This is a genomic window from Streptococcus sp. GMD6S (assembly GCF_000297015.1).
Map to the genome: position 1 here is coordinate 1 of NZ_AJRH01000006.1, position 14,714 is coordinate 14,714.

At 41.6% G+C, this 14,714-nt stretch carries 11 protein-coding genes; 9 read left to right on the forward strand and 2 right to left on the reverse strand.

The window, feature by feature from the left end; translation table 11 throughout:
• Both GMD6S_RS01510 and GMD6S_RS01515 read left to right on the forward strand, forming a co-directional pair.
• A partial coding sequence (locus GMD6S_RS01510; RefSeq protein WP_000309901.1) for a Spy0128 family protein occupies positions 1 to 1,764 on the forward strand: 1,764 nt, incomplete at its 5' end.
• A 450-nt stretch (positions 1,765 to 2,214) separates the two neighbouring features.
• The gene (locus GMD6S_RS01515; protein ID WP_001063368.1) at positions 2,215 to 4,320 is read left to right on the forward strand and encodes an ATP-dependent Clp protease ATP-binding subunit; all 2,106 of its coding nucleotides are present in this window, start codon (positions 2,215 to 2,217) and stop codon (positions 4,318 to 4,320) included.
• 59 nt (positions 4,321 to 4,379) lie between these two features.
• On the opposite strand, the gene GMD6S_RS01520 is transcribed toward GMD6S_RS01515, so the two are convergent.
• Entirely contained in the window at positions 4,380 to 4,862 is a 483-nt protein-coding gene (locus GMD6S_RS01520) for an S-ribosylhomocysteine lyase (RefSeq protein ID WP_000032544.1), read from the reverse strand.
• Between the two features lie 283 nt (positions 4,863 to 5,145).
• On the opposite strand from GMD6S_RS01520, the gene GMD6S_RS01525 reads away from it, so the two are divergent.
• The 5 genes from GMD6S_RS01525 to GMD6S_RS01545 are packed head-to-tail and all read left to right on the forward strand — an operon-like array spanning position 5,146 to position 9,074.
• Complete coding sequence (locus GMD6S_RS01525; RefSeq protein WP_000400161.1) at positions 5,146 to 5,853, forward strand: ABC transporter ATP-binding protein; 708 nt, start codon at positions 5,146 to 5,148, stop codon at positions 5,851 to 5,853.
• Between the two features lies 1 nt (position 5,854).
• Positions 5,855 to 6,643: an ABC transporter permease gene (locus GMD6S_RS01530; RefSeq protein ID WP_000665375.1), complete on the forward strand. Its 789-nt coding sequence runs from the start codon at positions 5,855 to 5,857 to the stop codon at positions 6,641 to 6,643.
• The gene (locus GMD6S_RS01535; protein WP_000588280.1) at positions 6,643 to 7,365 is read left to right on the forward strand and encodes a hypothetical protein; all 723 of its coding nucleotides are present in this window, start codon (positions 6,643 to 6,645) and stop codon (positions 7,363 to 7,365) included. The genes GMD6S_RS01530 and GMD6S_RS01535 overlap by 1 nt, the downstream gene beginning before the upstream one ends.
• Positions 7,366 to 7,377: 12 nt before the next feature.
• Positions 7,378 to 8,076, forward strand: a complete 699-nt coding sequence (locus GMD6S_RS01540; RefSeq protein ID WP_000404921.1) for a response regulator transcription factor — start codon at positions 7,378 to 7,380, stop codon at positions 8,074 to 8,076.
• On the forward strand, positions 8,043 to 9,074 hold the full coding sequence (locus GMD6S_RS01545) for a sensor histidine kinase (RefSeq protein WP_001007871.1): 1,032 nt from the start codon (positions 8,043 to 8,045) through the stop codon (positions 9,072 to 9,074). Before GMD6S_RS01540 ends, GMD6S_RS01545 begins: the two co-directional genes overlap by 34 nt.
• 135 nt (positions 9,075 to 9,209) lie before the next feature.
• On the opposite strand, the gene GMD6S_RS01550 is transcribed toward GMD6S_RS01545, so the two are convergent.
• Complete coding sequence (locus GMD6S_RS01550; RefSeq protein WP_000743564.1) at positions 9,210 to 10,694, reverse strand: DUF1846 domain-containing protein; 1,485 nt, start codon at positions 10,692 to 10,694, stop codon at positions 9,210 to 9,212.
• Between the two features lie 152 nt (positions 10,695 to 10,846).
• Here GMD6S_RS01550 and GMD6S_RS01555 point away from each other — a divergent pair, with 152 nt between their 5' ends.
• Together GMD6S_RS01555 and GMD6S_RS01560 are read left to right on the forward strand one after the other, a co-directional pair.
• Entirely contained in the window at positions 10,847 to 12,457 is a 1,611-nt protein-coding gene (locus GMD6S_RS01555; protein WP_001156781.1) for a glycoside hydrolase family 13 protein, read from the forward strand.
• Between the two features lie 169 nt (positions 12,458 to 12,626).
• Complete coding sequence (locus GMD6S_RS01560; protein ID WP_000837387.1) at positions 12,627 to 14,594, forward strand: peptide ABC transporter substrate-binding protein; 1,968 nt, start codon at positions 12,627 to 12,629, stop codon at positions 14,592 to 14,594.
• Positions 14,595 to 14,714: the final 120 nt, after the last annotated feature.

Genomic DNA, 14,714 nt, shown 5'->3' on the forward strand with positions numbered 1-14,714 from the left:
AGCGAAGCAGGTGTGACATACGACACTGCTACACATGAAGTGACAGTAAACGTTACAGATAACGGTCAAGGTCAACTTGAGGCGGCTGTTGCAGGTAACAACCCAACCTTCACCAACACTTATAAAGCAGCTCCAGCAAAAATTGCTATTGAAGCTAAAAAAGTTTTGAACGGTAAAGAGCTAGAGATAGATGAGTTTGAGTTTGAACTGAAAGAGGGTGATAAGGTTGTTGCGACAGCAAAGAATGCTGCTGGTGGATTGATTCGTTTTTCTGAAATTAGCTATTCAAAAGCAGGAGTATATAACTATACTATTACAGAAAAGGTTGGCAATAAACTTGGTGTAACTTATGATAAAACAGAACATCCAGCAACTGTAGAAGTGAAAGATAATGGCTCAGGTCAACTTGTCGCGACAGTTACAAGTGAAACACCAGTTTTCGTTAATGACTATAAAGCGGAACCTGCGCAGGCTACAATCAAAGCTAAGAAAGTCTTGAAAGGAAAAGCGCTTGAAGCTGATGCTTATACTTTCGAACTGAAAGAAGGTTCAGACCTTGTAGCTACGGCTAAGAATACTGCCTCAGGAGAAGTTGTCTTCAACGTCACTTTCTCAGCAGCAGGCGATTACGCTTACACTATTACTGAAAAAGCTGGTGACGATAAAACAATCACTTATGATCAAACTGCGTATGAAGTGTTCGTCACTGTTGCGGATGATGGTAAAGGCCAATTGGTTGCGACTGTAGAAGATGCGGATACAGAACGGGTCTTCACAAATATTTATACAGCACCAGCTCCAACAGCTACATCAGCAACACTTGAGTTTACGAAAGAATTGACTGGTCGTACTTTGGTTGATGGTGAGTTCCAATTTGAATTGTACAAAGATGGACAAAAAATTGATACAAAAACAAACCAAGGTGGGAAAGTAACATTTAATACAATCAACTATGATGCAGAAGGTGTTCATACTTATACTGTAAAAGAAGTGAATGCTGGAGCAACTGGTATTACTTACGATACAGAAAAGACTGCAAAGGTAACAGTAACCAAAGATGCAGCAACCAACGCCTTGAAGGCAGCTGTTGAATATCCAGCAGGTAATGTCTTCAAGAATAGCTTCAAAGCACCAGCGGTAGAAGCGACGATTGAAGCAACTAAGAAACTTGAAGGTAAAGAACTTGCGGCTGATGCTTATACTTTCGAATTGAAAGAGAAAGGCGCCGTTGTAGCAGAAGCTAAGAATACTGCTGAAGGTAAAGTAGCTTTTGTTCGTTCATTCGAAGAAGCAGGTACTCATACTTATACCTTGGTTGAAAAAGTTGGTACTGAAGAGGGGATTGAATACGATAAGACTGAGCATACCGTAACAGTCACTGTAGTTGCGGATGATCAAGGTCTCTTGACTGCAAAGGTTTCGTATGCCGATGGTAAAGAAGTTGTATTTACAAATAAATACACTGTTCCAACACCAACACCAGAACCAAATCCAAATCCAGCTCCAAATAATCCAGGAACAACGCCAGATCCAGCACCAACACCAGATCCAACGCCAAATAATCCAGGAACAAATCCAACTCCAGGAACAGAACCAACTGATCCAGGACAAAAGGAGGATCCGAAACCAGCACCCCCAGCTACTGAGAATAAAGGTAAAGCTGAACTTCCAAACACAGGTGAAGCAACCTCTATCCTTTCTGCGCTTGGATTTGTAGTCTTGGCATTGAGTGGATTGGTATTCTTCGTAAAACGTAAAGCTTAAGCTTTCATAGAAGAAACATGAAACTTGGTAAGTGAGAATTCTACTTCTCTCTTAAACTTGATAGAGAAAGTCTCTAGAAAATTCGTTTTCTAGGGGCTTTTTTGTACTTCAAAAAATTTTTTTAAAAATAGTCAAATTTGGTCAAAAAACTATTGACTTTTACTGACTAATGTGATATAGTAGGAACATAAGGAAAATGAATTCCTTAAAAACTTCATTTTCAATGATTCTATTTCTTGAAAATGTACGATAGATACCCTAGAAAGGGGTGAGGCCTGTGTTGAATCTAACAGACTTTGAAAAGAAGATGATAAAAGGCTTATTTAAAAAAGAAAAACCAGAAATTATACGTAGAGTAGCGAGTTAGCTAGTCTAAAATTTTTAAAACAAAGGTCAAAGATAGTCAATATCAGAGATCGTACTTAATTAACAATAAACGAGGTAAAGAATATGAACAACAACTTTAATAACTTTAACAACATGGATGATTTATTTAACCAATTGATGGGTGGTATGCGAGGATATAGTTCTGAAAATCGTCGCTACTTGATTAATGGACGTGAAGTGACACCTGAGGAATTTGCTCACTATCGTGCAACTGGTCAATTGCCAGGAAATGCAGAATCTGATGTGCAAATGCAACAACACGCTTCAGGTATGAAACAAGACGGTGTCCTTGCTAAACTAGGTCGTAACTTGACCGCAGAAGCTCGTGAGGGCAAGTTGGATCCTGTTATCGGACGAAACAAGGAAATTCAAGAAACATCTGAAATCCTCTCACGTCGTACGAAAAATAATCCTGTTCTGGTCGGAGATGCAGGTGTTGGTAAGACAGCCGTTGTAGAAGGTCTAGCACAAGCGATTGTGAATGGAGATGTTCCGGCTGCCATCAAGAACAAGGAAATTATTTCTATTGATATCTCAGGTCTTGAGGCTGGTACTCAATACCGTGGTAGCTTTGAAGAAAACGTTCAAAATCTAGTCAATGAAGTAAAAGAAGCAGGGAATATTATCCTCTTCTTTGATGAAATTCACCAAATCCTTGGCGCTGGCTCAATCGGAGGAGACAGTGGTTCTAAAGGGCTTGCGGACATTCTCAAGCCAGCTCTCTCTCGTGGTGAATTGACCGTTATTGGAGCGACAACTCAAGACGAATACCGTAACACCATCTTGAAAAATGCAGCTCTTGCTCGTCGTTTCAACGAAGTCAAGGTCAATGCTCCTTCAGCAGAGGATACCTTTAAAATCCTTCAAGGGATTCGTGACCTCTATCAACAACACCACAATGTCATCTTGCCAGACGAAGTCTTGAAAGCAGCAGTGGATTATTCTATCCAATACATTCCTCAACGTAGCTTGCCAGATAAGGCTATTGACCTTGTAGACGTAACGGCTGCTCACTTGGCAGCTCAACATCCTGTAACAGATGTGCATGCTGTTGAACGGGAAATTGAGGCAGAAAAAGACAAGCAAGAAAAAGCAGTTGAGGCAGAAGACTTTGAAGCAGCTCTCAATGCTAAAACTCGCATTGCAGAATTAGAGAAAAAAGTCGAAAACCACACAGAAGACATGAAAGTGACTGCCACTGTCAATGATGTGGCTGAGTCTGTGGAACGAATGACAGGTATCCCAGTGTCACAAATGGGAGCGTCAGACATCGAACGTTTGAAAGATATGGCTCATCGCTTGGAACACAAGGTTATCGGCCAAGACAAGGCGGTTGAAGCAGTGGCTCGTGCTATTCGTCGTAACCGTGCTGGTTTTGATGAAGGCAATCGCCCAATCGGTAGCTTCCTCTTTGTAGGTCCAACTGGGGTTGGTAAGACCGAGCTCGCTAAGCAATTGGCACTGGATATGTTTGGAACTAAGGATGCTATCATTCGTTTGGATATGTCTGAATACAGTGACCGCACAGCTGTATCTAAGTTAATCGGTACAACAGCAGGTTATGTGGGTTATGATGACAATAGCAATACTTTGACAGAACGTGTTCGTCGTAATCCTTACTCTATCATTCTCTTGGACGAAATTGAAAAGGCGGATCCTCAAGTAATCACCCTTCTCCTTCAGGTCTTGGATGACGGTCGTTTGACTGATGGTCAAGGAAATACAGTGAACTTCAAGAACACGGTCATTATCGCGACATCAAATGCTGGATTTGGCTATGAAGCTAACTTGACAGAAGATGCAGATAAACCAGAATTAATGGATCGTTTGAAACCATACTTCCGTCCAGAATTCCTTAACCGCTTTAACGCAGTTATCGAGTTCTCACACTTGAATAAGGAAGACCTTTCTAAGATTGTGGACTTGATGTTGGCTGAAGTCAACCAAACCTTGGCTAAGAAAGACATTGATTTGGAAGTCAGCCAAGCAGCTAAGGACTTTATCACAGAAGAAGGCTATGACGAAGTTATGGGTGTTCGTCCTCTCCGTCGCGTGGTTGAACAACAAATTCGTGATAAGGTGACGGACTTCCACTTGGATCATCTAGATGCTAAACATTTGGAAGCAGATATGGAAGATGGCGTTTTGGTTATTCGTGAAAAAGCCTAACTCAAGATTTTGAGAATAAAAAAAGAAGGAACTAGCTAAAAGCTGGTTCCTTTTTGTGTTTAGATGACATGGCGCTCAAAGGCATCATCTGAGATTCCTTGTTCCAGGATGAGTTTTGCCCATTCTTTAGCAGAAAAGAGGCTGTGGTCCTTGTAGTTTCCGCAAGATTCGATGGTTGTTCCAGGGACATCTTCCCAAGTAGTGGTTTCAGCAATTTCCTTGAGCGAATCCTTGATAACAGCTGCAATTTCAGCACTGGTATGGCGACCCCACATAATCATGTGGAAGCCTGTGCGACAACCAAATGGTGAACAGTCAATCATGCCGTCAATTCGGGTACGGATGAGTTTGGCCAAGAGGTGTTCGATAGTGTGAAGCCCAGCAGTAGGGATAGAGTCTTCATTTGGCTGTACCAAGCGAATATCAAAGTTGGAGATGATGTCTCCCTTTGGCCCCGTTTCTTCCCCAATCAAGCGAACATAAGGTGCTTTAACAATGGTGTGGTCAAGTTCAAAACTTTCAACAATAACTTCTTTTGACATGGTAAATCCTTTCAGTTTTCTTCTTTCATTATAACATAAAGGGTGCTGTTGATGGAGTTTGATAAATGACTTTTTATAATAAAGTCTCTATACATAAACCTCAGAATTATAAAGAAAGAATGGAGAGAAGAATACCTTGTGAAAGAAAAGTTTAGTTTTTCTAGTGGAACTCAGGTGACTTTTGAAAAGTGGATCAACTTTTTCTGAAATTTCTGTTTAATCTCTGAACTAATTCTGAACTAGATTGGGTATACTGGAGAAAATAAAGATAAAGGAGTTCAGTATGGAACATATTGTAAAAATTGATCGTGTTTCTAAAAAATATGGAGACAAGCAAATTTTAAAGGATATTTCTTTTACAGCTAGGAGTGGTCGCATTACGGCTTTTCTAGGACATAATGGTGCAGGAAAAAGCTCGACCTTGAGGATTCTCTTGGGCTTAGATCGGGCGACAGCAGGAACTGCGACTTTTGATGGACAAACCTATCAGTCAATGATTTATCCTCTCAAAACAGTAGGTGCAGCTTTTGACGGTATTGGAGGTCTGCCAAATAGAAAGGTTTACGACCATCTGCATATTATTGCTGCAAGTAATGCTATTCCGAAGTTTCGGATTGATGAGGTATTGGATATGACTGGGATCGCTCATAAGAAAAAGGATTTCTTATCAAGCCTGTCTCTAGGAGAGGGGCAGCGCCTGGGGTTGGCAGTAGCTTTACTAGGTGATCCTCAGTTTCTTATATTAGATGAGCCGACTAATGGACTAGATCCAAGTGGGATTAAGTGGTTTAGAAGGTTCATTCGCCAGCAGGCTGATTTTGGGAAAACCGTCCTTCTATCCTCTCATATCCTGTCTGAGGTACAAATGGTAACAGATGATGTAGTCTTGATTCATCATGGGCAAATTATCGAACAGGGAACGCTAGAAGATGTATTACAAGGAACAGATAGTTTAGAAGAGCTCTTCTTCGACTTAACAGAGGAGGTTTAAGATGAAAGAGACGATGTCCTTATTGCATTCAGAATGGTTGAAAATCCGATCAATCAAGGCTTTCAAAGTGAGTGTGGCCTTCATGCTACTATTGGTGCCTGTCGTATCCTGGTTGGAGGGCCGACAATATCTGTCTATCGGCTTGGATGCTACACCTGAGACGGTTCCCGGTCTGGCAGAAGCTATTGATCCGCTTGAATATCTAGGTCTTAATGGCGCTTCTATGGCGGTCATGGTTTTGGTCATTTTAGCTGGAATTTTGGGAGCTATGGAATTTCAGTCTCATAGCTTGCGAACCAGTCTATTGGCTTGTAATAACCGCTTGAAGCTACTTATGGGGAAAATATTGACCTTTGGTTTGTTTTCACTCATCATTAGCTTGTTATCCATTTATTTGAGCTATATGGTCATGCATCTGGCTTTAGGAAAGGAAGGGCTTGATCCGATTTTGCTCAATCAGGCAGCTTGGAGTTTGATTTTGTGGAAAACCTTATCTCTAACCCTCTTGGGGATCCTTTCATTTTTGTTAGGTTTATTGGCTCGGACCATGCTAGTTTCTCTGCTATTTCTCGTACCCCAGATCTATAATCTGGGAAACTACCTAGCTGCTCACACGAGTTGGGGAGCTTATCTGCCACAACCAGCAGGAGAGTTGTTTGCGGCAACGCCAACTTCCCAATATGCCAACAATCCCTTGCAAGGACTCTTGATACTAAGCGTATGGCTGCTAGTCATCGGCGGCATGGCTTCTCTGCGCTTTTTGAAGACGGATTTAGGAGGGCGATACTGATGATAAAAGCTCTGCTTAGAAGTGAATGGATTAAGTTCCGTTCTTACTATCTCGCTCTTGCTGCAGCCTTGGTGGTTCTGGTAGTCGTTCCTTTTTTCCTGATGAATCTTGACTATAGTCAGACAGCAGTTGGTCAGACGAAGGCTCTGAGCGAGGTTTTGCATGCCCTCTATCTGGCGCAGCCTGTCATCGTCATCTTCACTTCTCTCTATTTTGCCCAGGAGTTTGTCAAGTCTGGGATGCGAACGAATTTTCTAACCGTATCAAATAGAAAGGCTTGGTTGGCTGGGAAATTCCTTTTTCTGGCCGTTCTGCTCTTGGTTTTCTACAGTGTCATGATAGGCAGCTGTTTCTTTGTTATGCTGGCTCGATTTGACCTAGACTTTAGCTGGTCCTTACTGGGGAAATTCCTTTATTACAGCTCTTTTGGTCTTTTTAGCAATCTTTTTCTGGCTTTTTTAACTGCCGGCCTCGCTTTGCTCTTTCAATCTTGGGTTGTGCCGGTCTCTGTGCTCTTTCCTCTCTTGATTGGTCTCAGTCGTTTGTTGGCAACTTTCATCAAGGAAGCAAAATACCTGCCCGATCTGGCTACCCTAAATCTTTTTGAGTATGAAGGACTTCAGCATTCGATAGATCTATCAGGGTTGGGAATACAGCTGTTCTGGCTAGCTTTGATTTGGAGCTCTGCTATATTCTTGACCTTGAAACGAGATGTTCGCTAGAGGTATGCTATAATGGAAATCATGAGACAGTATCGTATTTTGGTGGTTGATGACGACCGGAGCATTTTAAAGCTAGTGAAAAACGTCCTAGAGCTCGATGCTTATGACGTGACGACGCTTGATCGGATAGAAGAGCTAGAGTTGACGGATTTTGTAGGATATAATTTGATTCTGCTGGATGTGATGATGGAGCCTGTTAATGGTTTTGAGTTGTGTTCCTACATTCGTCCTCATCTTTCGTGTCCAATCATCTTTCTGACGGCTAAGGAGTTAGAGGCGGACAAGGTGGAAGGGCTCTTTCGCGGAGCAGATGACTATATTATCAAGCCTTTTGGGACCAAAGAATTGCTGGCGCGTGTCAGGGCTCATCTTAGGCGGGAGGAAAGACGTGAGGAGCGCTATTCTGAAATTGCTTCTTGTCAATTTTATCCAGAGCGCTATGAAGTTGCCTATTTTGGTAAAGTCTTGAAATTTTCAGAGCGAGAGTTTAAGTTGCTGTATTTACTAGCTAGCAATCCCAAGCAGACCTTTTCAGCTGAACGCCTGCATACTTTACTTTACCCAGAAAGCTCAGAAACACAGCTTCGCTCCATCTCAGAGTATGTATATCAAATTCGCCAAAAATGCAAACAAGAAGGGTTGCAAGCAATTGCAACAGTTAGAGGAGTAGGCTATAGATGGCAATTAGAACCCGAAATTTCAAAAGCCTAGTCTGGACAACTAGCTTGAAAATCGTCTTTTTCCATGTTTTGATTTTTGTGCTTATAGGTTATGAATTTACGCAAGGAAGTGATCACGTTCTTTTCGCCTTGTTTTTCTGGGCAGGGAGTTTGCTGCTGATTACTTTTTATCATATTTTGAAATTGCTCCGAAAAATTGACAGGGAAATAAAAATGCTAAAGAGCGAGAAGCTTTTAGAAGAAAATCAAAGCCAGCTTTTTCGGATTGAGGAAATGCTAGAAGTCTACAGCGATTTACGGAGCAGCCACCAAGAAAATACTCGTCTTCTAGAAAGAGAGCAGCAGCATAATCAGGAGTTGATTTTACAGCTATCAGCGACATCGCACGATTTGAAGACGCCCCTAACTGTGATTAAAGGGAATGCTGAGCTCTTGGAGTTGGCGCAATTGAGCCAGCCGCAGGCAGACTATGCTGCTGAGATTTTGCAGGCCAGTCACAAGATGGAAGAGTATTGTGGCTCTTTGATTGATTACGCTAAGACTTTTCAGATTGATTCTAATCAGTTCAGTCAGCTTTCCTTGGAGGACTTTTTGGCTGATTTAAAGGACGACTGGGCACTGTTCAGCAAACAGGAAAACTATCGTTTCTACCTCCAAGAAGATTGTGATCTTAGTCTGATTTTGTCAATTCATTTGGACTATCTCAAACGAGCTTTGCTCAATATTTTACTGAATGCGCTTGAACATGCTAATCAGGATCAAAAGGAAGTGAAGCTGACGATATCAGTACAGCAGGACCAGTTGGTTTTTGCTATCTGGAACAATGGACCTGCATTTTCAGAGGAGATGCTGCTGGGAGCGGAACAGCTCTTTTATCAGAGTGACCAAAGCCGCAATTCAGCTAATCCCCATCATGGAATCGGCTTAGCCTTTTCTAAGCAGGTGGCTCTCTTGCATGGTGGTCGTTTGACCCTGATCAATCTAGACCAAGGAGGAGCCTCTGTCGAGTTGACAATTTCATTGAAATAAATGAGAATGGAAAATCATAAAAACGCATAATACCAAGTGTCCAAAAGACTTGATATTATGCGTTTGATTTTTTTTATTATGTAAAGATTTACTGGATTTTTCTCTCAAATGGAGTTTTTGTCCAGCCTTGTTTATTTATTTGCGATACAAGCGATCGTATTGGTAGTAAGGGTCAAAGGTTACGTTGATACCTAGTTTGCGAAGGACATTCTTGTCTTCATCGGTCAAAATGATGGTTGAGTGGGCTTCGCTTCCTTTGAGATTCCCAAGTTCCTCCATGGCACGCGCAGCGTCAGGATTTTCCATAGCTGTGATTGCAAGTGCAATCAGGATTTCATTTGAGTGGAGGCGAGGATTGCGACTACCGAGATGATTGATTTTAAGACCTTGAATTGGTTTGACGACTTCAGGTTCGATTAATTTTACTTCCTTAGCGATGTTAGCTGATTTTTTGATGGCATTGATCAAGGCTGCAGCTGTAGGACCAAAGAGTTCAGAGTTCTTGCCAGTGACGATTTCCCCATTTGGCAATTCGAGAGCAAGGGCAGGCCCACCAGTTTCTTCTGCTTTTTGGCGTGCAGCGACAGCAACCTTACGGTCTGCAGGTGTGATACCGAGGTCGTTCATGAGAAGTTCAATTTTCTTGACAGCAGTTTCTCCGACTTTTTCAGCTTTAAAATCAAGAACAGTCTGGTAGTAGCGACGGATGATTTCTTGTTTAGAAGCTTCGATAGCAGATTCATTATCAGTAATAGCGAAGCCAACCATGTTGACACCCATGTCTGTTGGTGAAGCGTATGGAGATTCACCTAGGATACGTTCCAACATACGCTTGAGCACTGGGAAAATTTCGATATCACGGTTGTAATTGACAGTGGTTTCTCCGTAGGTTTGGAGATGGAAAGGGTCAATCATATTAACATCATCAAGGTCTGCGGTTGCAGCCTCGTAGGCCAAGTTGACTGGATGATGAAGGGGTAGGTTCCAAACTGGGAAGGTTTCAAACTTAGCGTAACCAGACTTGATGCCATTGAGTTGGTCATGGTACATATTGGACATACAAGTTGCCAATTTTCCAGAACCAGGTCCAGGAGCTGTCACGACGATCAAGTTACGACTGGTTTTGATGTAGTCGTTTTTCCCCATACCTTCAGGAGAAATGATGTGGTCCATATCGGTCGGATATCCTTTGATCGGATAATGAAGATAAGAATCAATCCCGTTTTTATCTAACTGGTTGCGGAAGGCATCTGCAGCGGGTTGTCCAGCGTATTGTGTGATGACAACCGAACCAACAAAAATTCCCAGCTCATTGAATTTGTCAATCAAACGAAGAACTTCTTGGTCATAAGAAATGCCTAGGTCACCACGCGCTTTAGAATGTTCGATATTGCTTGCGTTAATGGCGATCACAACTTCAACCTTCTCTTTCAATTCTTGCAAGAGCTTGATTTTATTGTCAGGCTCATAACCAGGAAGAACGCGAGCAGCGTGGAAATCTTCTAACATTTTGCCACCAAACTCCAAGTAGAGCTTGCCGTCAAATTGGTTAATGCGCTCCAAAATGTGGTCGCGCTGTAGATTCAAATATTGTTCAGAACTAAAAGCTTGTTTTTTCATTTTTTTACCTCTGACCTCTATTATAATAAAAAATTGGAAGATAGGAAACTACGGAGTCAAAAAAGAAATCAAAAAGATTAGGCAAACGCTTGCACTAAGTTTGAAAAAGCGCTATCATAGACTATAGATTATTAAAATAATGAGGTAAGAAGATGCAAGAAAAATGGTGGCACAATGCCGTAGTCTATCAAGTCTATCCCAAGAGTTTTATGGACAGCAACGGAGATGGAATTGGCGATTTGCCAGGAATTACTAGTAAGTTAGACTATCTAGCTAAGTTAGGAATCACAGCGATTTGGCTTTCTCCTGTTTATGATAGTCCTATGGATGATAATGGTTATGATATTGCTGATTATCAAGCGATTGCAGCTATTTTCGGAACCATGGAGGACATGGATGAACTCATCGCAGAAGCTAAGAAGCGTGATATTCGAATTATCATGGACTTGGTAGTCAATCATACCTCAGATGAACACGCATGGTTTGTCAAGGCTTGTGAGAATCCTGATAGCCCTGAGCGTGACTACTATATCTGGCGAGATGAGCCCAATGATTTGGAGTCTATCTTTAGTGGGTCTGCTTGGGAATACGATGAAAAGTCGGGTCAATACTATCTCCACTTTTTCAGTAAGAAACAGCCGGATCTCAACTGGGAGAATGAAAAACTTCGTCAGAAAATCTATGAGATGATGAACTTCTGGATTGATAAAGGTATTGGTGGTTTCCGTATGGATGTCATTGACATGATTGGGAAAATTCCTGATGAGAAGGTAGTGAATAATGGTCCTATGCTCCATCCCTATCTCAAGGAAATGAATCAGGCGACCTTTGGCGACAAAGATCTTTTGACAGTAGGGGAAACATGGGGGGCAACGCCAGAGATTGCCAAATTCTACTCTGATCCAAAGGGACAAGAATTGTCTATGGTCTTCCAGTTTGAACACATCTGTCTTCAATATCAAGAAGGGCAACCTAAGTGGCACTACCAAAAAGAGTTAAATGTAGGGAAGTTGAAAGAAATCTTCAACAAATGGCAGACAGAGTTAGGAGTTGAAGACGGCTGGAATTCCCTCTTCTGGAACAATCATGACCTTCCTCGCATCGTCTCTATCTGGGGAAATGAGCAAGAATACCGTGAAAAATCTGCTAAAGCCTTTGCGATTTTGCTTCATCTCATGAGAGGGACGCCTTATATCTATCAGGGTGAAGAGATTGGAATGACCAACTATCCTTTTGAAACACTGGACCAAGTAGAAGATATTGAATCCCTCAACTATGCGCGTGAAGCTCTTGAAAAAGGTGTTCCGCTCGAGGAAATTATGGACAGTATCCGTGTCATCGGACGTGATAATGCCCGTACCCCGATGCAATGGGACGAGAGCAACAACGCTGGCTTCTCAACAGGTCAACCTTGGTTGGCAGTTAATCCAAACTATCAAGAAATCAACGTTCAAGAAGCACTAGCAAACCCAGATTCGATTTTCTATACTTATCAAAAACTCGTGCAAATCCGTAAGGAGAACAGCTGGCTGATTCGAGCTGACTTTGAATTGCTTGATACAGCTGACAAGATCTTTGCTTATATCCGTAAGGACGGTGACCGTCGTTTCCTAGTTGTGGCTAACTTGTCCAATGAAAAACAAAACTTTTCAGTAGAAGGAAGAGTTAAGTCAATCTTGATTGAAAACACTACTGCTAAAGAAGCAGTTGAAAAACAAACCTTGGCTCCATGGGATGCCTTCTGTGTGGAACTAACGGATTAAAATAAGTGAACCTCAAGCCTTTGATGCTTGGGGTTCTTTTACTAAAAAATATATAGAAAAGCCTCTAAAAAATATTTGTTAGAATTTTCTAAAAAATCTGGCTAAAGTCCTTGCTTTTATGAAAAAATAGGGTATAATGGTGAAAACACTATCTTTAAGGAGATTACTTATGAAATCGAAAAAGTGGCTCTTAGGAGCAGGTGCTGTTTTGAGTGCAGCCATACTGTTAACTGCTTGTGGGCAAAGTGAAAAGAAAGCGGATGCTCCCAAGACTTTCTCTTATGTCTACGCTATGGATCCATCTTCTTTGGATTATAGTGTGACGAGCAAGAGCTCAACCTCTGACGTTATAGCAAACGTTGTTGATGGTCTTTTGGAAAATGATAAGTATGGGAACTTAATTCCATCACTTGCAGAAGACTGGTCTGTTTCAAAGGATGGTTTGACTTACACCTACAAACTTCGTAAGGGTGTAAAATGGTATACTTCTGATGGAGAAGAATACGCTGAAGTTAAGGCCAAAGACTTTGTTACTGGGCTTAAACATGCTGCTGACGGAAAATCAGATGGTCTTTCTTTGATTCAGGATTCTATCAAAGGTTTGGCAGAGTATGTTAGTGGTGAGAGCAATGATTTCTCTACCGTAGGAGTTAAGGCTGTTGATGATTACACGGTAGAATACACGCTCAACAAACCAGAAAGTTTCTGGAACTCTAAGGTCACAACTGCAACCATGCTGCCAGTTAATGAAGAATTTTTGAATTCTAAAGGGAGCGACTACGGTGCACCAACCCCATCAGGTATCCTATATAATGGTCCTTATTTCTTGAAATCATTGACTTCAAAATCAGTCATCGAATATGAAAAGAATCCAAACTACTGGGATAAGGACAATGTCAAGATTGACAATATTAAACTAACTTTCTACGATGGATCAGACCAAGAATCTTTGATTCGTAGCTTTACACAAGGTGCCTATACAACAGCTCGTCTCTTCCCAACAAGTTCAAATTTTGAGTCAACTAAGAAAGAGTACGGAGATAAGATTGTCTACAGTCCCCAAGAAGCGACAAGCTACTACCTCACTGTTAACGTAAACCGCCAATCTTATAATAAAACAGCCAAAACAGACGAGGCTCAAAAAACTTCAACGAAAGAAGCTCTTCTCAACAAGAACTTCCGTCAGGCGCTGAACTTTGCTCTTGACCGTCATTCTTATACTGCTCAGTTGAATGGTGAAGAAGGTGCGAACAAGATTATCCGTAACAGCCTAGTGCCTCATGACTACGTTCAAGTGGGTGAAAAAACCTTTGGAGAGTTGGCACAGGCAGAGCTCGTTTCATATGGAGACCAGTGGAAAGATGTAGCCCTTACAGATGGCAAGGATACGATTTACAGTCCTGAAAAAGCTAAGGCAGCCTTTGCTAAAGCCAAGGAAGAATTGCAAGCCAAGGGTGTTACCTTCCCAATCCATTTGGATATCCCCGTTGAACAAACAGATGTAATCGCGGTTCAACAAACCAACTCACTCAAGCAGTCTATCGAATCATCACTTGGTACTGAAAATGTCATTGTCGATGTCCTTCAAATGACCGATAATGAGAAATTGAGCATTACATCTCAAGCCAAGGTTCCATCCCAAAAAGACTATGACTTGAACGGAACTGGTTGGGGGCCAGACTATCAAGACCCAGCTACCTACCTCAACATCCTTGATGCTAAGAAGGGTTCTGCCCTTAAACACTTGGGGATTAAGCGCGGAAATGATCCAGAAGTGATGGCTCAAGTTGGATTGGACGAATACAAGAAACTCTTGGATGACGCTGCAGCTGAAACAAGCGACCTTAACAAGCGTTATGAAAAATATGCTAAAGCTCAAGCTTGGGTATCGGATAGTTCACTTTTAATCCCAGTTGCTTCTTCAGGTGGTTCTCCAACGGTTAGCCGTACTGTACCATTTACAAAAGCTTACTCTCAAGTCGGGATCAAGGGAGACCCATTTGTGTTCAAAGGTTTGGAGTTGCAAAATGACGTTGTGACTGCAAAAGAATACGAAGAAGCCTTCAAGAAATGGCAACAAGAAAAAATCGAGACAAATGCCAAATACCAAAAAGAACTTGAAAAACACGTCAAGTAATCTATAAATAGACAAGGAAGTTGCAGGAAACTGTGCTTCCTTTTTGTTTTGAGACACCAGTTGTCATAAAAGCAGCAACTTTACATTTTTGAATAAATTTGATAAAATATGGTTATGTTA

Coding starts and splice junctions, on each gene's coding strand:
- GMD6S_RS01560 (WP_000837387.1), top strand. CDS start 12,627: ATGAAATCGAAAAAGTGGCTCTTAGGAGCAGGTGCTGTTTTGAGTGCA.
- GMD6S_RS01520 (WP_000032544.1), bottom strand. CDS start 4,862: ATGTCAAAAGAAGTTATTGTTGAAAGTTTTGAACTTGACCACACCATT.
- GMD6S_RS01530 (WP_000665375.1), top strand. CDS start 5,855: ATGAAAGAGACGATGTCCTTATTGCATTCAGAATGGTTGAAAATCCGA.
- GMD6S_RS01515 (WP_001063368.1), top strand. CDS start 2,215: ATGAACAACAACTTTAATAACTTTAACAACATGGATGATTTATTTAAC.
- GMD6S_RS01540 (WP_000404921.1), top strand. CDS start 7,378: ATGGAAATCATGAGACAGTATCGTATTTTGGTGGTTGATGACGACCGG.
- GMD6S_RS01550 (WP_000743564.1), bottom strand. CDS start 10,694: ATGAAAAAACAAGCTTTTAGTTCTGAACAATATTTGAATCTACAGCGC.
- GMD6S_RS01525 (WP_000400161.1), top strand. CDS start 5,146: ATGGAACATATTGTAAAAATTGATCGTGTTTCTAAAAAATATGGAGAC.
- GMD6S_RS01545 (WP_001007871.1), top strand. CDS start 8,043: ATGGCAATTAGAACCCGAAATTTCAAAAGCCTAGTCTGGACAACTAGC.
- GMD6S_RS01555 (WP_001156781.1), top strand. CDS start 10,847: ATGCAAGAAAAATGGTGGCACAATGCCGTAGTCTATCAAGTCTATCCC.
- GMD6S_RS01535 (WP_000588280.1), top strand. CDS start 6,643: ATGATAAAAGCTCTGCTTAGAAGTGAATGGATTAAGTTCCGTTCTTAC.